We start from the raw sequence: 21,234 nt of genomic DNA, 5'->3' as shown, positions 1-21,234 counted from the left end.
GCTCGTCGGGCAGCGCGTCAGGCCCGGCGGACCAGCCGGTCGTGCCACTGCAGGGCCGAGACGTCGGTGAGCGACGCCACCTGGTCGACGACGACGCGCAGCCGCGCGGCGTCGTCGGCCGCGCTCCGCCAGTCGGCGGCGAACGGCGCCTCCAGGGCGTCCGGGGCGCGCTCCGTCAGGACGTCGACGAGCTCCGCGATGATCTCGCGCTGGGCGCCGTACACCGGCTCGGACTCGCGCGGCGCCATCACGTACGCGACCGCGACGCCCTTGAGGGCGAGGATCTCGTCGGCCGTCTCCTGCGGCACCACGAGCCGGGCCACGTAGCGGGTGAGAGGGCCGTCGCCGAACACCTCGCGCGTCGCGTCCTGCGCCGCCCCGCTGAACCGGCCGATGAGCTGGCTGGTCGCGTCCTTGAGGCGGGCGAGCGCCCGCCGCGAGCCGTCGAAGTCGGTCACCAGGTACCCGGTGTCGCGCAGCCGGCACAGCGCCGCGTCGATGGCGTCCGGCTCGTGCCAGCTCCCGTACCAGGCGCGCACGTGCGCGGCGACGCGCGCCCGCTCGCCCGCGTCGTCCAGCACCCGCAGGTCGAGCCGGCCGCCCACGACCGCGTCCTCGACGTCGTGCACGGAGTAGCTGATGTCGTCGGCGAGGTCCATGACCTGCGCCTCCATGCACCGCGCCCGCCCGCGCGGCGCGCCGCGGCGCAGCCACTCGAAGACCGGCCGGTCGTCGGGGTAGACGCCGAACTTCGGCGTGGGCGCGCCGTCGGGGCGCGCCGGGCCGGCGCCGAACGCCCAGGGGTACTTCACGCTGGCGTCGAGGCTCGCGCGGGTGAGGTTGAGGCCGCGGGGCGAGCCGTCGCCGGCGAAGATCTTGGGCTCCAGCCGCGTGAGCAGCCGCAGCGTCTGGGCGTTGCCCTCGAAGCCGCCGATGCCCTCCGCCACCTCCGCGAGGGCGCGCTCCCCGTTGTGCCCGAACGGCGGGTGGCCGAGGTCGTGCGTGAGGCACGCCGTGTCCACGAGGTCCGGGTCGCAGCCGAGCGCGCGCCCCATCTCCCGGCCCACCTGGGCCACCTCGAGGGAGTGCGTCAGCCGCGTGCGCACGAAGTCGTCGCTGCCAGGCCCCAGCACCTGCGTCTTCGCACCGAGACGGCGCAGGCCCGAGGAGTGCACCACGCGGGCGCGGTCGCGCTCGAACGCCGTGCGGTGCTTCGACTTGGGCGGCTCCGGGTACCAGCGCTCGGTGTCCGCGTCGGTGTACGACCCGAGCCACTCCTCCGGCACACCGGGGTGCGCCGCGGGGCCCATCACCTCGGCGTCGAACGCGCCCTGCTCGAACGTCTGCACGCTGGCAGCCTAGCGATCGCCGCCGACGCGCCCGACCTCAGGACGACGTGACCGCCCGGCCGCGGTAGACCGCCGTCCGCAGCTCCTGCTCCCACTCCGCGTACCGGGGCATGCCGAGTTCGCGCGCCACGGCGAGCTCGGCCTCGACGTCGTAGGGCACGCGCACGTGCTGGAGGCCGAACGGCCCCGGCTCCGGGGAGCCCGCCACGCCCTCGAGGATCGCGTACACCGGGGTCGGGTCGTCCAGGGGGTTGCCCACGCTTCCGGTGTTGAACAGCGCACGGCCGCGGTAGGTCTCGAGGTAGGCGTCGTGCACGTCGCCGTACCCCACGACCGTGGGCTCGGGCCCCGGCCCGGTGAGGTCCGTCGCGGCGAACATCCCCGCGAACTCCTCCGGCGTGTGGTGGAAGTGCACGCGCGTGTGCACGCTCCTGGCCGACGCGTGGAACAGCCGCACCCGCCGGCCCGACAGCAGCAGGTCGTGGCTCAGCGGCTTGGCGCCGAGCCACACGAGCTGGTCGGGGCGCAGCTCGTCGCGCCACCACACCATCTCCGGCGGCGCGTCGCCGTCGAGCCGCGGCAGGAAGTCGTCCCAGTTGCCGCGGACGTCCGCCTCGCACACCTCGCGCAGGCGATCGACGACGGCGCTCCCCCGCGGCCCCTTGCCCGCGTCGTCGCCGAGGTTGATCACGCGCGTGACCCCCCGCGCGGCGACGTCGGCGAGCACCGCCTCGAGCGCGCCGAGGTTGCCGTGGACGTCGGAGAGGACGGCGATGCGGTCCAGATCACGGGGCACGAGGGCGATGCTGCCAGACCAGCGGTCAGGCGAGCCGGACGACGGCGACGCCCGGCCCGTCGCCGGCGACGTCGAGGCCGTCCGCGGTCGCGCGGACGGCGACGCCGCCGTACAGCACCTCCGGCTCCGCGCCCGGCGCGAGCAGGTGGCCCGGCAGGCGCACGCCGGGCCAGGGCGCGCGGGCCAGCACCACGAGCACGCGCTCGTCCGGCGTCTCACGCAGGTAGGCCACGGCGTCGTCGTGCACCACCGCCCAGCGCAGGCCGCCGTCGCGCAGGGCCGCCGACGCCGAGCGCAGCGCGGACAAGCGCTGGTAGACGTCCAGCGTGGCCGTGTCCCACCGCGGGCCGCCCTGCGCGGCCTGGTCCCACGCCATCGTCGCGCGGGCGTGCTCACCGTTGGTGCCGGTGGCGCCGACCTCGTCGCCCGCGAACACGACGGGCGCCCCCGGGTAGGTGAACAGCAGCGTCGCCGCCACCTCGACCAGCTCCCGTGAGCCGACGATCGACCGCAGCCGCGGGGTGTCGTGCGAGCCCAGCATGTTCCACTGCGTGGCCGTCACGCCCCAGGGCACCAGGGCCGCGACCTCGCGCATCGTCTCCACCATCGCGGCGGCCGGGCGGCGGGGCACCGGCACGGGCAGGTCGAGGAACGGCACGTCGGACCCGGCGGGGACCAGCCACGACCAGGCGGGGCGGGTGAAGCCCGCGTAGTTCATGTTCGCGTGCCAGCCGTCGCCGGCCAGGTCCCCGGCGGCGTCGTGGAAGTGCTCCGCGACCAGCGCGCCGTCGGGCCGCTCCGCGAGGATGCGCGCGCGCAGCGCCCGCGCGACGGCGTGCGTGCGGTCCGCGCTCCCCCGCCGCCCGGTCATGTTGGCCACGTCCACCCGCCAGCCGTCGAGGGCGAAGGGTTCGCGCAGGTACCGCGCGATCACGGCGTCGTCCCCCGTGACCATGCGCCGCCACGTCTCGTCGGCCGCCCAGTCGAGCTTCGGCAGCGAGCCGTGCCCGAGCCAGCCGACGTACGGGTCGCCGCCGCCCCCGGACCGGTCGGGCCGCACGACGTCCGGCCCGCCGTCGTCCCACAGGTACAGGTCGCGCTCGGGCGACGCCGGGTCCGCGAGCGCGCGGGCGAACCACTCGTGCCCCTCGCCGGTGTGGTTGGTCGTCACGTCGCCCATGAGACGCATCCCGCGCGCGTGCACGGCGCGGGCGAGCCGCGCGTACGCCGCGTCGCCGCCGAGCAGCGGGTCGACCTGGTCGAAGGTGGCCGCGTCGTACCGGTGGTTCGACCGGCCCGGGAAGACGGGTGTCAGGTACAGCGTGCGCACGCCGAGCGCCTGGAGGTGGTCGAGATGCCCGACGACGCCGTCGAGGTCACCGCCGAAGAGCTGCGTGCCGGCCAGCGGGCCGGAGCCGGCGGGCTCGTCGTCCCACGCGGCGGGGACGGCCCACTCCGGCGTCGGCCGGCCGTCCGCCGCGGCGGAGCGCGCGAACCGGTCGGGGAACACCTGGTAGGCGAGCCCGTCGCGCAGCCACGCCGGCGCCGGGGCGTGGGTGCTGAGCCGGAAGCTCGCGGCGTCGGGCACCTCGCGGTCATGCACGCCGCGGCCGTCGAGCCAGCGGTAGCCGCCGGGCACGTCGAGGAAGAACCGGTACGACGTCACCGGGTGGTGCACGACGAGGTCGGCCGCGTACCAGTCCTCGTGCTCGTCGCCGCCGTCGCGGCGGGCGGGCAGCAGGCGGGGCTCGCCGTCGCGCACGGTCCGGACGCGGACGTCGCGCACGGCCGCGCCCTTCGGCACGCGCACGCGCACGGTGACCTCGTCGCCCAGCGCCGGCGTCGTGACAGGGGCGAACAGGGCGGAGCCGTCGTGGTGCGGGGCGTCGAGCAGCGTGCGGGCTGGCCGGGCGGCGGGCCCGGTGGTCGACGCGGTCGTGGTGGTGGTCATGTCGTCCTCTCGTCGGTTCGGCGGGCGGGCCGCCGACCGGCGCGAGGACGGTTCAGCGGCGGCGGCGCCCGATCGCCCACCCGGCGGCGAGCGCGATCGCGATCCCGACGAGCTGACCGCCGAGGATCACCTTGTTGAGGTCCAGCACGGGGTGGTAGCGGGTGCCCTCGGCGGAGACCACGAAGACGCCCAGCGGCTTCACGCGCAGGCCGTAGCCCCCGCCGCCGCCACCGCCCTCGCCGTGCCCCTCGCCGTGGGCCTCGCCCTGCAGCTCGCCCTTGGCGTCGCCCTGGGCCTCGCCCGAGCCCTCGCCGTGCGCGGAACCACCGCCGCGGGGGTCCTCGCCCGCGGACGTCGCGGCCGCGTCGTCCGTGGGCGCGGCCGCGTCGGCACCGCCCGAGCCGACGCTGAACGAGCGGCGCCAGCCCGGCGACGAGCCCTCGCCGGAGCTCGATCCGGTCCCCCGTCCGGACCCGCTGCCGGAGCCCGTGCCCGCACCGTGCCCCGAGCCGTTGCCGGCGCCCCCGCCGGAACCGGTGCCGATCCCGCCCCACACCTTGGCGACGGGGATGACGAGCTGACCTTCGTGCTGGTAGGGCTCGCCGTACGCGCGGCGCACGGAGAACGAGTCGTCGGCGGCGTCGGTGAGACGCGCGAGGTCCGGGGAGTAGGAGCGCGAGTCGTCGGTCATGACGCCCAGGCTAGGACCGCGCTGTGGCGGCCGCCACAAGGATCGCGGGTGGATCGCAGGTCGATCCGCGCGAACCTCGTGGCGGCCGTCGGCCGGTGGACGCCTCAGCCCTTGACGGAGCCCGCCGTCAGGCCCCCCACGATGTACTTCTGCAGGAAGAGGAACAGCGCGAGCACGGGGATCGCCGACAGCACGGCGCCCGCCGCGAAGAGGCCCCAGTTGGCCTCGAGCAGCGACGACACCCAGCCGTACAGCCCCACGGCCAGCGTCCAGTTCGACTCCGACTGGAGCACCACGCGGGCGATGATGAACTCGCCGAACGTGCTGATGAAGCTCAAAAGCGCCACCACGGCGAGGATGGGCGTCACCAGGCGCAGGATGATCGTCCAGTACACCTGGGCATGCGAGGCGCCGTCGATCTTGGCCGCCTCGTCGAGCTCCCGCGGCACGGTGTTGAAGAACCCGTACATGAGGAACGTGTTCACGCCCAGGGCGCCGCCGAGGTAGACGCAGATCAGCGCGAGCTTGGAGTTCAGGCCCAGCGCCGGGACGACCTCCCCGAGGGAGATGAGCAGCAGGAAGATCGCCACGAACGCGAGCATCTGCGGGAACATCTGGATGATCAGCAGCGACGTCAGGCCCAGGCGGCGGCCGGCGAACCGGAACCGCGAGAAGGCGTACGCCGCCGCGGCCCCCATGAGCACGGTGCCCACGGCCGTCGCGACGCCGATGACGAGCGTGTTGCCCATCCACGTCCAGAACTTCGTGTCGCCCAGCTCGGCGTAGTTCACGCCGCTCACCTGCGCGAACAACTGGTTCGACCCGGTGAGGGTGCCGGAGGGCGACAGCGAGGCCGACACGACGTAGACGATCGGGAAGACGGCGTACAGCACCGCCAGCACGCCGACGACGTGCCGCCAGCCCAGCTCCCGGGCCCAGCGGGCCGGCTTCATCCGGTGCCGCAGCACCTGCTCCCCCGCGCCCGTCGCCGCGGGCCGTCGGCGCGAGCTCGCGCGGTCGGTCGACGTCGTCATCAGCTCAGCTCCTCGAGCTTGCGGGTCTGGCGGAACGCGATGGCGGAGATGACCCCGACCACCACGAAGATCACGATGGACAGCGCGCTCGCGAGGCCGTAGTCGCGCGGCGCCGACCCGTCGAGCCCGGACACGTTGTAGACCATCGAGATGAGGATGTCCGTGTGCCCCAGCGGCACCGACGCGTCGTCGAACCGTGGCCCGCCGCCCGTCAGCATCTTGATCAGGGTGAAGTTGTTGAAGTTGAAGGCGAAGCTCGAGATGAGCAGCGGCGCGGTGGCCACGAGCAGCAGCGGCATCGTGATCGAGCGCCACGTGCGCCACTTGCCGGCGCCGTCGATCCGCGCGGCCTCGTACACGTCGCCCGGCAGCGACTGCAGCGCACCCGTGCAGATGAGGAACATGTACGGGAAGCCGAGCCACAGGTTCACCCCGAGCACGGACAGCTTGGCGAGCCAGGGGTCGGTGAGCCACGGGATCGCCGCCCCGCCCAGCAGCACCTGGTTGATGACGCCGAAGCTCTTGTTGAGCATGCCGGACCACAGCAGGGCCGCGAGGAACCCCGGCATCGCGTACGGCAGGATCATCAGGGTCCGGTAGACCTTGCGCCCCTTCAGCCGCGGGTCGTTGAAGACCATCGCCAGGAACATGCCCAGCGCGAACGTCGTCACCACGGACAGCACCGCGAACGCGAACGTCCACAGCAGGATCTTGACGAAGGGTCCCGCGTACCGCTCGTCGCCGAACGCCGTCGCGAAGTTCTCGAAGCCCACCGTCACGCGCCAGCCGACGGGCAGCGTCTCGCCGTCGGCGGACTCGAACTGCCCCTCGTCGTTCGGCGTGTACACCACGCCGGTCGACGTGTCGGTCATCGTGTCGGCGGCCTCGTCGTACTCCAGCACCGGCTGGAAGACGTAGCCCGTCCGGGCGTCCTGCGTGCGCACCGAGCCGTCGGCGGCGTCGTCGGACACGGGCACCCGCAGCGTGGTGACCTCGTCCTGCCGCTGGAGCACGGTGGCTCGGTCCAGCACCGTCCAGCCCGGCACCGCGGTCACGGCCCCGCCGTCGAGCGTCGCGTCGGGGGTGGCCGCGAGCGGCTCCTCGGCGCTGCCGACCTCCGCGGCACCGTCCTCGACGACGGCGAAACCGAGCTCGCCGTCCCCGTTCTCCACGACCGTCAGCGGCAGCGCCGGCGACCCCTCGACGCGGCGCTCGTTCTGCGCCAGCAGGGCGTCGACCGCCTGCTCCTGGGTGGAGTTGTGGCCGTCGCCGTAGTTGGTGAAGGCCACGTAGCCGGTGTAGCCGACGACGTACACCTGGTACACGAGCAGGAACGCCAGCCCCGGCAGGATGTACTTCAGCGGCAGGGCGCGCTTGGTGAAGTACACCCAGTTCGCGGCGACGAGCAGCGCCACCATGGCCGCGAGGATCCCCCACGACCCGGCACGCCACGCGGCGAGCACGCCGAAGACGCCGAGCGCGTCCACGAGCGCGATGAGCACGAGCTTGACGGCGAAGCCGGCTCCGGAGAAGGTCCCGGAGCCGGCCTCGGCGCCCTTGTAGCGGGCACGCGACATCAGCCGAGCGCACCCTCGATGTCGGAGACCATCTTGTTCCAGGCCTTGACCGGGTCGTCGGCCTTGCCCGAGATGATGCTCGCCTCGGTGACGCCCCAGAAGGACCAGACCGAACCCATCTCCGGGATGGACGGCATCGGCACGGCGGAGGCGCCGACCTCGCGGAAGCCCGCGACCAGCGGGTCCTCGGACGCGGCGTCCGCGGCCTCGACCAGCGCCGGCGGGCGGCCGCCGGCCTCGAACAGCGCCGTCTGCGCCTCGGGCGTCGACATGTAGTTGACGAGGAAGTCGTTCGCGAGCAGGGCGTTCTTGCTCTGCGCGCTCACGTAGAAGCCCTGGACGCCCACGAACGGCTGCGCGGGCTGGTCGCCCGGCGCCGGGATCGGGTCGACGGCGAGGTCGAGGTCCTTGAACTGCTCCAGCATCCACGGGCCGCCGATCACGAACGGCGACTGGCCCTTGGCGAACGCCTCGACCGCGATGTCGTAGGAGATGTCGATGCTGAGGTTGCCCTCCTCGCCCTGCTCACCGAGCCACGTGGCGAACGCCTCGCCGTTCTCGCCGCCGAGGGCGAGCTCCGGACGGTACGAGCCGTCGTCGTTCTGCTCGAAGACCGGCGCGCCGAACGACGTCTGGAACGGGTAATACGTGTACGGGTCGCCCTTGTCGCCGTCCGACTGGATGAGGAACGGGAACTTGGTGTCGGCCTTCTTCCCCGCGGCGACCATGTCGTCGTAGGTCGTCGGGGCCTCGGGCGCGAGCTCCGTGTTGCGGATGAGCGCGATGTTCTCGATGGCGTACGGCAGGCCGTAGACCTGGCCGTCCTGGGTGAACGCCTGCACCGAGACCGGGATGAAGTCGCCCGCCTTGTCGCCGAGCTCGATCGGCGCCACCACACCGTTGGCGGTGAACTCGCCGAGCCAGTCGTGGGCGCCGACGGTGATGTCGGGGCCCTCGCCCGTGGGGACCTGGGCGAGGAAGTCGGCGCGGATGTCCTCGAAGTTCTTCTGGACGATCTCGACGTCGACGCCGGACTCCGCCTCGTACGCCTCGGCGGCCGTCGTCACCGCGGCCTCGCGGGTCTCGTCGACCCAGACCGTCAGCGAGCCCGAGGCCGAGGGCTTGGCGCTCGCGTCCGCGTCGGCGCTCGAGTCGCCGCTCGGCTCGCCGCTGCCGCACGCCGTCAGGGCCAGGGTGGTGGCCAGGGCCGAGGCGAGAAGGATGCTCCTTCGCATCGTGGTTACTCCCAGCTGTCATCGGTGGACGGCCCACGCGGCGCTCTCGTCGCGGGGCCCTTGATGCCCACAACGTACGGACCGTTGCAGCGGTATGCAAGATCTTGCGATAACTTTTCAGCAACGCGCGGCAACGAGGAGGCATCGCGCAGGCGACCGGCGGCCGACCGCCGGCGTCCCACCCCAGGACGAGGAGGTCCCGTGTCCCCTACGATTCCTCGGGTGCGAACCCGACTGAGCGACCTGGCGGAGCAGGCAGGCGTGTCGACGGCCACCGTCTCCCGCGTGCTCAACGGCAAGCCCGGCGTGGCCAGCTCCACCCGGCAGGCCGTGCTCGCGGCGCTCGACGTCCTCGGGTACGAGCGCCCGTCCGTGCTGCGCGGCCGCTCCGCGGGACTGGTCGGCCTCATCGTCCCCGAGCTGACCAACCCGGTCTTCCCCGCGTTCGCGCAGGCGATCGAGTCGATCCTCGCCCAGCGCGGCTACACCCCGTTGCTGTGCACGCAGGCGCCGGGCGGCACCACCGAGGACGAGTACGTCAGCACGCTGGTGGACCACTCGGTCGACGGCATCGTCTTCGTCTCCGGCCTGCACGCGGACACCCGCGCGGACCACACCCGGTACTCGATGCTGCGCAGCCGGGGCGTACCGATCGTGCTGGTCAACGGCTACGCCCCGGGGATCGACGCCCCGTTCGTGTCTCCCGACGACGCCGCCAGCGTGGACGTCGCGGTGCAGCACCTGGTCACCCTCGGGCACCGCCGCATCGGCCTCGCGATCGGCCCCGAGCGCTACGTCCCGTCGCGCCGCAAGCTCGCCGCCTTCCTCGCCGCGCTCGTGCGTCACGGGCTGGCCGACGACGAGGCGACGGCCCGGGAGCACGTGCGCTCCAGCCTGTACACGCTCGAGGGCGGGCGGGCCGCGGCCGCCGAGCTCGTCGACGCGGGCCACACCGCGATCGTCTGCGCGTCGGACCTCATGGCCCTCGGCGCGGTCCGCGCCGCCCGCTCGAAGGGGCTGTCCGTGCCCGACGACGTGTCGGTCGTCGGGTACGACGACGCCCCGCTCATCGCGTTCACCGAACCTCCCCTGACGACCGTGCGGCAGCCGGTCGAGGCCATGGCCCGGGCCACCGTGAGCGCCCTCCTCACGGAGATCCAGGGCGAGCAGGCGACGCGCACGGAGCTGCTGTTCGCGCCGGAGCTGGTCGTGCGCGGCTCGACGGGGGCCGCGCCGAGGGGCTGACAGGGGTCATTTCGGGGAGTGGTGCTGCAACCCTTGCAGCAACGCTTACACTCGACGGTCTGACACGGATCGACCGACCGTGCCGACCCCCGGACCCCGATCAGGTGAGGAAGCCAGCGATGACCTCCACCCAGCCCATCCCCGTCGCGGCCACGGTCGACGGCGCGGCCGACGACCTGCTCCGCACCGGCGCCGTCGTGCACGCCGGGAGCGGCGTCGCGCGGCAGTGGTGGCGCGACGCCGTGATCTACCAGGTCTACCCGCGCTCGTTCGCCGACGCGAACGGCGACGGCATCGGCGACATCCCCGGTGTGACCGCCCGGCTGGACCACCTCGAGACGCTCGGCGTCGACGCCGTCTGGCTGTCCCCGTTCTACCGCTCCCCGCAGAACGACGCGGGCTACGACGTCGCCGACTACCGCGACGTCGACCCGCTGTTCGGCACCCTCGCCGACTTCGACGACCTGCTCGCCGGCGCCCACGCCCGCGGGATCCGCGTCATCGTCGACCTCGTGCCGAACCACACCTCCGACCAGCACGCCTGGTTCCAGCAGGCGCTCGCCGCCGCCCCCGGTTCCCCCGAGCGGGCGCGGTACATGTTCCGCGACGGCCGCGGCGCCGACGGCTCGCAGGAGCCCAACAACTGGCAGTCGATCTTCGGCGGCCCCGCCTGGACGCGCGTCACCGAGGCGGACGGCACCGCCGGACAGTGGTACCTGCACCTGTTCGACTCGACGCAGCCCGACCTCGACTGGACCAACCCGCAGGTGCGCTCCGAGTTCGAGGACGTGCTGCGGTTCTGGCTCGACCGGGGTGTCGACGGGTTCCGCGTCGACGTCGCGCACGGCATGATCAAGGCCGACGGCCTGCCCGACTGGGACGGGCACGTCGAGATGGTCGCCGGCAGCGCGGACGATGCCGACGACGCCCCCGTCACCGACCCCGGCGCCCCCGAGGACGGCTCCACGGGCGCCGGCAACCAGGGCCCCATGTTCGACCAGGACGGCGTGCACGAGATCTACCGCGCCTGGCACCGGGTGCTCGCCGAGTACGACGGCGACCGCTGCCTCGTCGCCGAGGCGTGGGTGGAGCCGCTGAGCCGCCTCGCCCGCTACGTGCGCCCCGACGAGATGCACCAGGCGTTCAACTTCTCCTTCCTCACCACCGGCTGGGACGCCGCCGCGCTGCGCACCGTCGTCGAGGCGTCGTACCGCGCGAACGACGAGGTCGGCGCGCCCACCACCTGGGTGCTGTCCAACCACGACGTCGTGCGCCACCCGTCGCGCCTCGGTTCCGCCGACCCGTCGCTCAAGGTCAACGGCGTCTTCGCGACCGACCCCCAGCCCGACGAGGAGCTCGGCCTGCGCCGCGCCCGCGCCGCCAGCCTGCTCATGCTCGGCCTTCCCGGGTCGGCCTACCTCTTCCAGGGCGAGGAGCTCGGGCTGCCCGAGCACACCTCCCTGCCGAACGAGGTCCGCCAGGACCCGGGTCACTTCCGCACCGGCGGCGCCGAGGCCGGCCGCGACGGCTGCCGCGTGCCGCTGCCCTGGGCGGCCGACGCCCCCGGGTTCGGATTCGGACCGGCCGGCGAGCCGTGGCTGCCGCAGCCCGCGTCGTTCGCGCGCTACGCCGCCGACGCGCAGTACGGCGTCCCGGGCTCGACCTTCGAGACCTACCGTGGCGCCCTCGCGCTGCGCAAGGCCGAGAGCCTGGGCCAGGGCGCCCTCGCGTGGCTGGACGCCTGGTCCGACTCGCCGCACGTCGTCGCGCTGCGCAACCAGGACGTCGTCGTGGTGGCGAACCTGGGCACCGAGCCGGTGCTGCTGCCCCGCGGCGCGGAGGTGCTGCTCGCCTCCGGGCCGGTCATGACCGATCGTTCCGCGGACCCGCAGACGCGCGTCCCCGCCGACACCACGGTCTGGCTCCGCGCCTGACGGCCCCGCCGAGGTAGCACGAGAACTGCCGAGGTAGTTCGTGACTCCGCGAGGTAGTGCACTACCTCGCGAGAACTCGAACCACCTCGGCAGTTCTCGTGCTACCTCGCGACCGGAGCGGTCAGCCGCCGCTGACGCTGAGCTCGGCCTCGCGCAGCTTCGCCTCGAACTCCGCGTCGAGGTCGCGGGAGTCGAGCCAGCCGTAAGGCAGGTGCGGCTGCTTCGGTGAGCCGGCGCGGCCTCGCGGCCCCTCGGCGTCCTCGCCCGGGTAGCCCTGCTCCAGGTCGAGGGCGTCGAGCCGCTCGCGCAGCTCCGCCAGCGTGGAGACCATCGCGAGCTCGTGCCGCGCCTCTCCCCCGACGACGTAGCCCTTGAGGTACCAGGCCATGTGCTTGCGCAGGTCGCGCATGCCCTTGCCCTCGTCGCCGTCGAAGTAGGCGATCATCAGCTCGCCGTGGCGGAAGATCGCGTCGGCGACCTCGCGCAGGCCGGGTCGCACGCGCGTCGTCGTGCCGTGGAACGCGGCAGCGAGGTCGGCGAAGAGCCACGGGCGGCCCTGGCACCCGCGCCCGACGACGACGCCGTCCGCCCCCGTCTCGCGCACCATCCGCAGCGCGTCCTCGGCGGACCAGATGTCGCCGTTGCCGAGCACGGGGACGCTGCGCACCTCCTCCTTGAGCCGCGCGATCGCGGTCCAGTCGGCGGTGCCCGAGTAGTACTCGGCGGCGGTGCGCGCGTGCAGCGCCACCGCGGCGACGCCGAGCGACTCGGCGATGCGGCCGGCCTCGAGGTAGGTGAGGTGGTCGTCGTCGATGCCCTTGCGCATCTTCACGGTGACGGGGACGCCGTGCGGCTCGGCCGCCTCGACGGCCGCCCGCACGATGTCGGTGAAGAGCTGCCGCTTCCACGGGAGCGCGGAGCCGCCGCCCTTGCGCGTCACCTTGGGCACGGGGCAGCCGAAGTTGAGGTCGACGTGGTCGGCCCGGTCCTCGCCCGCGATGATCTTCACCGCGGCACCGACCGTGGCGGGGTCCACGCCGTACACCTGGGCGGAGCGGGGCGTCTCGTCGTCGCCGAACGTGACGATCCGCAGCGACTCGACGTTGCGCTCCACCAGCGCGCGGCTGGTCACCATCTCCGCCACGTACAGCCCGGGGTCGTAGCCCTGCGACGCGCCGGCCTCCCGGCACAGCGTGCGGAAGGCCCGGTTGGTGACGCCGGCCATCGGCGCCAGCACCACCGGGGTGTCCACGGTGATCGGCCCGATCTGCAGCGGCGGCAGGACGCGCTCGGCGGCGGGCACGGCCGCGCCGAGCTCTCCGGACGCAGGCGTGCTGACGGGATCGAGGGTGGAAGTCACGTTCCCATTGTCGCAAACCCCGCCGTGCCGGCGTGGTCAGGTTCGTCACGCCGCCCGTCCCGGTCGCGGCGGCGGCTCAGAGCCAGCCGTTGTCCTGCGCGATCCGCACGGCCTCGGCACGCGTCCGGGCGCCCGTCTTGCCGATGGCCGCCGACAGGTAGTTGCGCACGGTGCCCTCGGAGAGGAACGCCTCCGCCGCCACCTGCGCGACCGTGCCGCCGTCGGCCGCGAGCGCCAGCACGTGCCGCTCGCGCTCGGTGAGGGGGCTCGCCCCGACGGCCAGGGACGCGACGGCGAGGTCCGGGTCGACGGCGCGCAGCCCGGCGTGGACGCGGCGGACGGCGTCGGCGAGCTGCTCGGCGGGCGTGTCCTTGACGACGAACCCGCTCGCCCCGGCGTCGAGCGCGCGGCGGAGGTAGCCGGGACGGCCGAACGTGGTCACGACGAGCGAGCGGCACGACGGCAGCTCGCGGCGCAGCACGGCGGCGGCCGCGATGCCGTCGAGGCCGGGCATCTCGACGTCGAGCAGGGCGACGTCGACGGCGTGCTCACGGGCCGCGTCGAGCACCTCGTCGCCACGCCCCACCTGGGCCACGACCTCGAGGTCGGGCTCGAGGTCGAGGAGGGCGGCGAGCGCGCCGCGGACGAGGGCCTGGTCGTCGGCGAGCAGCAGTCGGATCACGGGTCGATCCTGGCACCCGCCGGGGCGCCGTCGCGTACCGTCACGGCGAGACGGAAGCCGCCGAGCGGGCCCGGGCCCGTCTCCAGCACCGCGCCGGCCTGCCGGGCGCGCGCGGCCAGACCGGTCAGCCCGTGGCCGCCGCCCTCGTCCCGTGTCCCCTCCCGTGTCGCCGGCCGGCCGCGGCCGTCGTCCTCCACCACGAGCGAGTCGGCGGTGACGGTCACGACCACGCGCGACGCGCCTGCGTGCCGCAGCACGTTGGTGGTGCCCTCCCGCAGCACCCACGCGAACAGCTCACGCCGGTCGGCGGGGACGACGTCGACGGCGCCGGGGAGGTCCGCCGCGACGCCGGCCGCGTCGAGCGCGGACCGGGTGGCGGCCAGCTCGCCGGCGAGGGTCACGCGTCGTGACCCGGCGACCATGCCGCGCACGTCGGCGAGCGCGCCGCGCGCCAGGTCCTGGATGTCCGCGACCTCGTGCGCGGCACGGGCCTCGGGCGCGGCGTCGGGCCGGTCGGGCGCGCCGGCACGCAGCAGCTTCGCGGCGAGCTCCGCCTTGACGGAGATGACGGTGAGCGAGTGGCCGAGCACGTCGTGCATGTCGCGGGCGATCCGCTCCCGCTCGCGGGCGACGGCGAGGTCGGCGAGCTCCTGCCGTGCGGCGATCAGGCGCCGGTTGCGGTCGATCACCTGCATGAACCCGTAGACGGCGGCGCTGGCCAGGACGACCGCCAGCGCGTTGCCGTCCTCCGTCGCCCAGCCCGGCAGCACGCGGGGCAGCACGAGCATCACGACGATGCTCGTCACGACGACCCACAGCGCGGCACGGCCGCCGAGGGAGTAGATCGCCGTGACGCACACGAAGACGAGACCCACCAGGCCGTGCTCCTGCGCGGCGAGGCACGACAGGGCGACGCACACGGCCTGGACCACGATCAGCACGACGGCGGCCCGGCGCGGCACGCGACCCCGGCGCTGCAGGGTCAGCACCGTCCCGGCGAAGATGGCGCCCACGCCGAGCACGCCGAGCACGCCCGCGACACGCAGCGCGACGGTGTCGGCGTCGAGCGCCGCCCTGAACGGCTCCGCGAGGAAGACGACCCAGACGACCGAGACGAGCAGCCCGATGCGCCGCCGCGCCCAGGGCGGCCCGCCGGGAGCGCCGCCCTGGGCGGGGTCGAACGCGGCGCCGCCCGCGGGCTCGGCGGACGGCGCGGCGGGGGACGTCGAGGTCACGCCCCCCACCGTGCCACGCCCGCGCAGGATGCGGGCCGGAGGGTCGGCACAGCCGCTCACACCCGCGCCGTGTCCTTGCGGAATCGCCAGGCGGCGCCCGCCGCGAAGACGGCGGCCCAGGCCAGCACGTTCACGACCGCGGCGACGCCGAGGTCGCCGCCGAGCGGGGCGTGCACGAGCTCGGCCAGGCCGTACGTCGGGAAGAGCTGCGCCACCGTGGCCCACCAGCCGTCGCCGAGCGGCATGAACAGCCCGCCGGCGAAGGACAGCAGCGCCAGCACGGGCCCGAGGATCTGCATGACGTTCTCCGCCGGCAGCAGGTAGCCCATGAACAGGCCGAACGCGGCGAAGACGAGGGAGCCCGCCCAGGCCAGCAGGGCGCACAGCACCCAGGCCCCCGCCGACATCCGGGCCCCGGCGACCGCCGCCACCGCGAGGGTGACCACGACGGAGCCCGCGCCGAGGACCATGGCTCCGGCGAGCTTCACCCCCACGTAGACGGCGGGGCGCAACGGCGTGAGGCGCAGCTGCCGCGTCCACCCCTGGGCACGCTCCACGGACACGCCGGCGCCGCCCGCGGTGGCGGTGACCATCGCCCCGTACAGCGCCATCGAGACGGCGATCCACCCGGCGACGTTCCCGTGGCCCGTGCTCTGGCTCACGTCGTCGCCCTGCAGGCCGAAGATGAGGAAGAGGGCCGGCGGCATCACCATCGAGAAGATCAGGGTGCGCCGGTTGCGCAGCGCGCGGCGCAGCTCGACGGCGAGGTAGGCGCGCGCGGCCGTGAGGGGCCGGACGGCGGGCCGGGCCGTGCGGGCGGCCGGGGGCGGCGTCGTCGTGCCGGGGGTGACGGTCGTGGCGCTCATCGGGTGGCTCCGTCCGTGCTCGGCGCGGCGCCGGGGGCCGCGGTGGTGGTGAGGGCGACGAACGCGTCCTCGAGGTTCTCGGAGGCGACCTCGAGGTCGCGCGCCGCGGTCTGCGTGAGCAGGAGGCGGGCGACGACGTCGGAGTCGGGGGTGCGCACGACGAGCCGCGTCCCGCGGTGGTCGATGGCGTCGACGACGGGCAGGTCGCGCAGCCGGGCGGCGACGGCGGCGCGCTCGCCGTCGTCGTCGATGCGGGCGCTCACCGTGCGGCCGGACGCGAGGCTCCTCACCTCGGCGGTCGAACCGTCGGCGACGACCCGTCCGCGGCTGACCAGCACGACGCGGTCGGCGTACGTGTCGGCCTCCTCCAGGTAGTGCGTGGCGAAGACGACGGTGCGCCCGGCGGCGGCGTCGGCGCGGATCGCGGCCCAGAACTCGCGGCGGCCCTCGACGTCCATGCCGGTGGTGGGCTCGTCGAGGAGGAGCAGGTCCGGCTCGCTGACCAGCGCCATCGCGAAGCGCAGGCGCTGCTGCTGCCCCCCGGAGCACGTGCCCACCAGGCGGTCGGCGAGGTCGGCGATGCCGGCCCGCTCCAGGTAGGGCGCCGGGGAGCCGGTGCGGCCGAAGAGCGCCGCGGTGAGCGCGACCGTCTCGGCCACCGTGATGTCGCGCAGCAGGCCGCCCGTCTGCATGACGGCGGCCACGCGGCCGGCGGCGATCGCGTCCGCGGGGTCGGCGCCGAACACCTGCACGGTGCCGGCGCTGGGGGCGCTCAGGCCGAGCACCATGTCGATCGTGCTGGTCTTGCCGGCGCCGTTGGGGCCGAGGAAGGCCACCACCTCGCCGGGGGCGACCTCCAGGTCGATGCCGTCGACCGCGCGGACGGGTCCGGACGGCGACGCGAACTCCTTGCGCAGCCCGCGCAGGCTCAGCGCAGGCGGTGCGGACGATGTGGTGGTGCTCGTCGAGGTCATGCCTCGATCGTCGTCGCCCTGCGCGCTGACCTGCAGGGTCGCCTGTCACGACGTGGCCATGACATCTGTCATGGCCACGCCGCCACGGGAGCCGTCAGCCGAAGTTCACGCCCTGCGCGAGGGGCAGCTCGGTCGAGTAGTTCACGGTGTTGGTGACGCGGCGCATGTACTGCTTCCACGAGTCGGAGCCGGACTCGCGGCCGCCGCCGGTGGACTTCTCGCCGCCGAACGCGCCGCCGATCTCCGCCCCGGACGTGCCGATGTTGACGTTGACGATGCCGCAGTCGGAGCCCACCTCCGACAGGAACGTCTCGGCCTCCCGCACGTCGAGCGTGAAGATGGCGCTGCTCAGCCCCTGCGGGACGTCGTTGTGCAGCGCGATGGCCTCGTCGAGCGTGTCGTAGGTGAGCACGTAGAGGATCGGCGCGAACGTCTCCCGGCGCACCACGTCCGTCTGCCCCGGCATCCGCACCAGGGCGGGCGAGACGTAGGCGGCGCCGGGCGCGCCGTCGACGTCCACCGCCTCGCCGCCCACGACGACCGTGCCGCCGTCGGCGCGCGCCTCGTCGAGCGCGGCGAGCATCCGCTCGCGCGCCCCGGCGTCGGTGAGGGGCCCGACGAGCGTGCCGTCGGCGCGCGGGTCGCCGACCGGGAGCCCGGCGTAGACGGTCTCGAGGCGCCCGACGAGATCGTCCACCACGGACGAGTGCACGACGAGGCGGCGCAGGCTGGTGCACCGCTGGCCCGCCGTGCCCGCGGCGGCGAAGACGATGCCGCGCACGGCGAGGTCGAGGTCGGCGGACGGCGCGACGACGGCCGCGTTGTTGCCGCCGAGCTCCAGCAGGTACCGACCGCCGCGGCCGGCGACGACGGGCGCCACCTGCTGGCCCATGCGCTCCGAGCCCGTGGCCGACAGCAGCGCGACCCGGCGGTCCGCGACGAGCGCCTCCCCCGCCTCGCGGGCGCCGAGCACGACCTGGCTCACGGCCTCGGGGAACCCCGCCTCCGCGAGCGCCCGCCGCAGCAGCGCGTTCGACGCGAGCGCGCTCAGGGGCGTCTTCTCGCTCGGCTTCCACACGACGGTGTCGCCGCAGACCAGCGCGACGGCGGTGTTCCAGGACCACACCGCGACGGGGAAGTTGAACGCGCTCACCACGCCGACGACGCCGAGGGGGTGCCACTGCTCCATGAGCCGGTGCCCGGGGCGCTCCGACGGCATCGTGCGGCCGCCGAGCGACCGCGACAGGCCGACCGCGTAGTCGCAGACGTCGATCATCTCCTGCACCTCGCCGAGCGCCTCGGAGGTGATCTTGCCCGCCTCGATGGTCACCAGCTCGGCCAGGTCGGCCTTGTGCTCGGTGAGCAGCTCGCCGAGGCGGCGCACGACGCCGCCGCGCACCGGCCCGGGCACCGAGCGCCAGGTGCGGAAGGCCTCCGTCGCGGCTGTGACGGCGGCGTCGACGTCGGCCGCGCCCGCCTCGGGGAGCGTGAGCAGGGCCTGGCCCGCCAGCGGCGAGACGACGGCCAGCCCGCCCTCCGCGGGGGCGGCGGGGACGTCGGCCCCGATCCGGGCCAGGGCCGCCAGCGCGGCGTCGCGCAGCTCGGCGCCCAGGGTGCCCGTGGCGGGGGTGGTGGTGTCGATGGTGGTCATGCGTCGGCTCCCGTGCTCGTGGTGGTGGGGACGGCGGGCGTCGCGGCCAGGGTCTCCGGCGCGACGCCGAGGCGCTGCGCGGCGGAGGTGAGCGAGGCCGCCACCTGCGCCGCGTAGAGGTCGAAGGGGTCGAACAGCTCGCGCCCGACGGCGCCGGCCATCCAGTCGGCGTCGCGCTCCTCGCCCGCCTGGCTGGCGTCCTTGGAGCCCTCCTCCGTGAGGTTCGACTGGAAGATGCCGGCGGCGGAGCGGGGCAGGAAGTCCTCGTAGACGATCGGCTCGCGACGCACCCCGGCGGGCCCGGCGCCGTCGTCGGACACCTCGTAGGTGAACCAGCCGAGGCCCTGCTCGACCAGCCCGGCCTCGCTGTCGGGGAAGGTGCGGCGCCACACCTCGGGCGTCGCGCCCTCGACGACGGCGGCGTCGTACCGCGCGCGCCCCTCGCGGGTCAGCGCGATCCCGCGCGCCTCGACCTCGCCGAACCGCACGCGCAGGGAGTCCTGCACGACCTCGCCGTCCGGCGTGCGGAACGTGCGCGGCTCCGCGAGCGCGCGGAACGACGTCTGCCGCAGCAGCACGTCCGGCCCCTCCCACAGCGGCGGGCCCTGGATGGCGTCGATCATCGTGATGCCGCGCGCCTCCATGCGGGCGTACAGGTCGTCGATGTCGAGCACGCGCGGGGTGAGGTGGTTGATGTGCGTGGACGGCACGCCGCCGATGTCGGCCGCCACCGCCGAGACGGCCTCCAGCTCCCGGTACCAGGCCTGGTCGACGGGCTCGCGCCCCAGCTCGAACGCGGCGGTCGCGCGGCGCAGGAACTCCGCGGCGTCGCCGGCGCCCAGGCCGCCGTCCGCCTCCGCGCGGTCCGCGAGCGCCAGCAGCTCGGGCCCGAACAGCGTCCGCCTCGTCAGGAACGCCTCGAGGCGCTCCTGCAGGTCGGCGCTGAAGAACCGCCGGTCGGACGGCACGAGCATGGACGTGAAGACGCGGAACGGGTTGCGCGCCAGCTCGGCGCGGTCGATCGGGCGGAAGGCGGTCGAGATGACGGGCACGGAGGACGACGACGCGTCGCGCAGGTCGTAGAAGCCCACGGGGTGCATCCCCATCGCGCCGAAGACCCGGGCGACCTGCTGCAGCTCCGCCGGCGTGCCCACGCGGATCGCCCCGTGCCGCTCGGCCGTGACCCGGTCGATGGAGCCCAGCCGCTCCGCGTCGGCGCCACGGGCGCGCACGACGTCGGCGTTGACGTCGTGGGACACCTCGAGCAGCGTCGTGTAGGCGGGCACCTCCCGCCCGTACATGTCGGACAGCGAGCGCGCGAACGCGGCCCGGAGCTGCCACGGTGCGAAGAAGTCGGTCGTCACGGTGCGTGCGTCCTCTCTCAGATGATGTTCGCCTCGGTGCGCGACCGTCGCGCCCCGAACCGCCCGGCGTCGAACGCGGACACGTCGACACCGCGTGCCGCGGGCGTCCCCGCCCGCCCGAGGTACAGGTCGGCCACGGCCTCCCCCACGGCGGGCGCCTGCAGGAAGCCGTGCCCGGAGAAACCGCAGGCGTACAGCACGCGCGCCCCGCCGGGGCCGGCCGGCGCCTCGCCGATCAACGCGTCGTGGTCCGGCGTGAGCTCGTAGAGCCCGGCCCAGCCCCCCGTCAGCGGGGCGTCGGCGAGCGCCGGGGTGGCCCGCGCGACCAGCTCGCGCAGCCACGGCTCCCACCCCGGGTCGTAGGCGGTGTCGAAGCCGACCGGGGTGTCCGGTTCCGAGGCGCCCAGCAGCAGGGTGCCGCGGGCGTCCGCGTTGTGCAGGTAGAACGTGGTGCCGAAGTCGATGGTGAACGGCAGGGTCGGCGGCGCGGGGTCGAGCGGTCCCGTGAACACGATCTGGCGCCGCACCGGGTCCACGGGCAGGTCGACGTCGGCGATCGCGCCGACGTCGCGGGACCAGGCCCCGGCGCACACGACGACGGCGGGCGCGGTGACGGCCCCGCGCGGCGTCACCACGGTGAGCCGGCCGTCCGCCTCGGGGTCGACGGCGGTCACCGGCGCGCCTGTGACGACGCTCGCCCCGTGCCGGCGCGCGCCGTCCGCGTACCCCGCCACGACCGCCGCCGGGTGCGCCCAGCCGTCCCGGGGTGCATAGGCCGCGCCCGCGTAGGCCGTCGCGGACAGGTACGGGTTGAGGCGGCGGGCCTCGGCGACGGTGAGCAGGCGGCTGTCGACGCCGAGGTCGCGCTGCATCGCGACGGACCGTCCGAACAGGGCGACGTCGTCGTCGGTGGGCAGCGCGAAGAGGTAGCCGGTCTGGCGCAGCCCGACGTCGGCACCAGGGCGGGACCGGAAGTCCTCGAACAGCTCGAGGCTGCGGTGGCCGAGCGCGACGTTCGCCGGGTCTGAGAACTGCGCGCGCACGCCCCCGATCGGCTTGCCGGAGCTCCCGCGGCCGAGCTCGCCGGCCTCGAGCAGCACCACGGCCGCCCCCGCCTCCGCGAGGTGGAAGGCCACGGACGCCCCCATCACCCCGCCGCCGACGACGACCACGTCCGCCCGCGACGGCACCGCCTGGGACCGCTCCACCCGACCTCCTCGTCGACCTGCTCGTGCGCCCATCGTGGACCGGGACGAGCGTCCAGCACCATCGAAGGTTCGTCGCCGTAAC

Annotated in this window: 17 protein-coding genes; 2 read left to right on the top strand and 15 right to left on the bottom strand. The window is 74.5% G+C overall.

Annotation, left to right across the window (positions count from 1 at the left end):
* Positions 1–17: 17 nt before the first annotated feature.
* The 7 genes from ACFVS0_RS00370 to ACFVS0_RS00340 all read right to left on the bottom strand — a co-directional run bounded on the left by ACFVS0_RS00370 (position 18) and on the right by ACFVS0_RS00340 (position 8,633).
* A complete protein-coding gene (locus ACFVS0_RS00370; RefSeq protein ID WP_430585643.1) occupies positions 18–1,310 on the bottom strand; it encodes a deoxyguanosinetriphosphate triphosphohydrolase in 1,293 nt (430 codons plus the stop codon).
* Positions 1,311–1,386: 76 nt separating this feature from the next.
* Complete coding sequence (locus ACFVS0_RS00365) at positions 1,387–2,145, bottom strand: metallophosphoesterase family protein (protein WP_430585632.1); 759 nt, start codon at positions 2,143–2,145, stop codon at positions 1,387–1,389.
* Positions 2,146–2,170: 25 nt separating this feature from the next.
* Complete coding sequence (locus ACFVS0_RS00360) at positions 2,171–4,096, bottom strand: glycoside hydrolase family 13 protein (RefSeq protein ID WP_430586848.1); 1,926 nt, start codon at positions 4,094–4,096, stop codon at positions 2,171–2,173.
* A 52-nt stretch (positions 4,097–4,148) separates the two neighbouring features.
* The gene (locus ACFVS0_RS00355; RefSeq protein WP_430586847.1) at positions 4,149–4,787 is read right to left on the bottom strand and encodes a hypothetical protein; all 639 of its coding nucleotides are present in this window, start codon (positions 4,785–4,787) and stop codon (positions 4,149–4,151) included.
* A 104-nt stretch (positions 4,788–4,891) separates the two neighbouring features.
* Positions 4,892–5,821 (bottom strand): sugar ABC transporter permease, encoded by a 930-nt coding sequence (locus ACFVS0_RS00350; protein ID WP_430550045.1) that lies wholly within the window; start codon positions 5,819–5,821, stop codon positions 4,892–4,894.
* On the bottom strand, positions 5,821–7,398 hold the full coding sequence (locus ACFVS0_RS00345) for an ABC transporter permease subunit (protein ID WP_430586846.1): 1,578 nt from the start codon (positions 7,396–7,398) through the stop codon (positions 5,821–5,823). Before ACFVS0_RS00345 ends, ACFVS0_RS00350 begins: the two co-directional genes overlap by 1 nt.
* Complete coding sequence (locus ACFVS0_RS00340) at positions 7,398–8,633, bottom strand: extracellular solute-binding protein (protein WP_430564872.1); 1,236 nt, start codon at positions 8,631–8,633, stop codon at positions 7,398–7,400. The genes ACFVS0_RS00345 and ACFVS0_RS00340 overlap by 1 nt, the downstream gene beginning before the upstream one ends.
* Positions 8,634–8,855: 222 nt before the next feature.
* Between ACFVS0_RS00340 and ACFVS0_RS00335 the strand changes: the two genes are divergently transcribed.
* A complete protein-coding gene (locus ACFVS0_RS00335) occupies positions 8,856–9,878 on the top strand; it encodes a LacI family DNA-binding transcriptional regulator (RefSeq protein ID WP_430586845.1) in 1,023 nt (340 codons plus the stop codon).
* 119 nt (positions 9,879–9,997) lie between these two features.
* On the top strand, positions 9,998–11,812 hold the full coding sequence (locus tag ACFVS0_RS00330; RefSeq protein WP_430586844.1) for a glycoside hydrolase family 13 protein: 1,815 nt from the start codon (positions 9,998–10,000) through the stop codon (positions 11,810–11,812).
* Positions 11,813–11,933: 121 nt separating this feature from the next.
* Here ACFVS0_RS00330 and dusB read toward each other — a convergent pair whose 3' ends face one another.
* The 8 genes from dusB to ACFVS0_RS00290 all read right to left on the bottom strand — a co-directional run bounded on the left by dusB (position 11,934) and on the right by ACFVS0_RS00290 (position 21,152).
* Positions 11,934–13,172, bottom strand: coding sequence for a tRNA dihydrouridine synthase DusB (dusB, locus tag ACFVS0_RS00325; protein WP_430550050.1), 1,239 nt, complete (start codon positions 13,170–13,172; stop codon positions 11,934–11,936).
* A gap of 76 nt (positions 13,173–13,248) precedes the next feature.
* The gene (locus tag ACFVS0_RS00320; protein ID WP_430550051.1) at positions 13,249–13,854 is read right to left on the bottom strand and encodes a response regulator transcription factor; all 606 of its coding nucleotides are present in this window, start codon (positions 13,852–13,854) and stop codon (positions 13,249–13,251) included.
* Positions 13,851–15,089: a sensor histidine kinase gene (locus tag ACFVS0_RS00315; RefSeq protein ID WP_430586843.1), complete on the bottom strand. Its 1,239-nt coding sequence runs from the start codon at positions 15,087–15,089 to the stop codon at positions 13,851–13,853. Before ACFVS0_RS00315 ends, ACFVS0_RS00320 begins: the two co-directional genes overlap by 4 nt.
* A gap of 56 nt (positions 15,090–15,145) precedes the next feature.
* The gene (locus ACFVS0_RS00310) at positions 15,146–15,955 is read right to left on the bottom strand and encodes an ABC transporter permease (protein ID WP_430586842.1); all 810 of its coding nucleotides are present in this window, start codon (positions 15,953–15,955) and stop codon (positions 15,146–15,148) included.
* Positions 15,952–16,929 carry an ABC transporter ATP-binding protein gene (locus tag ACFVS0_RS00305; RefSeq protein ID WP_430586841.1) on the bottom strand — a complete coding sequence of 326 codons (978 nt, stop codon included), beginning with the start codon at positions 16,927–16,929 and terminating at the stop codon, positions 15,952–15,954. Before ACFVS0_RS00305 ends, ACFVS0_RS00310 begins: the two co-directional genes overlap by 4 nt.
* Positions 16,930–17,023: 94 nt before the next feature.
* Entirely contained in the window at positions 17,024–18,580 is a 1,557-nt protein-coding gene (locus ACFVS0_RS00300; RefSeq protein ID WP_430550055.1) for an aldehyde dehydrogenase family protein, read from the bottom strand.
* A complete protein-coding gene (locus ACFVS0_RS00295; protein WP_430586840.1) occupies positions 18,577–19,944 on the bottom strand; it encodes a 2-oxoadipate dioxygenase/decarboxylase family protein in 1,368 nt (455 codons plus the stop codon). Before ACFVS0_RS00295 ends, ACFVS0_RS00300 begins: the two co-directional genes overlap by 4 nt.
* Positions 19,945–19,961: 17 nt before the next feature.
* Complete coding sequence (locus ACFVS0_RS00290; RefSeq protein WP_430586839.1) at positions 19,962–21,152, bottom strand: NAD(P)/FAD-dependent oxidoreductase; 1,191 nt, start codon at positions 21,150–21,152, stop codon at positions 19,962–19,964.
* Between the last annotated feature and the right edge of the window lie 82 nt (positions 21,153–21,234).

Source organism: Isoptericola sp. NPDC058082 (assembly GCF_042885055.1).
GTDB lineage: Bacteria > Actinomycetota > Actinomycetes > Actinomycetales > Cellulomonadaceae > Isoptericola.
Note: the sequence above shows the minus strand (reverse complement) of the source record. Positions and strands in the feature narration are given on the sequence as shown.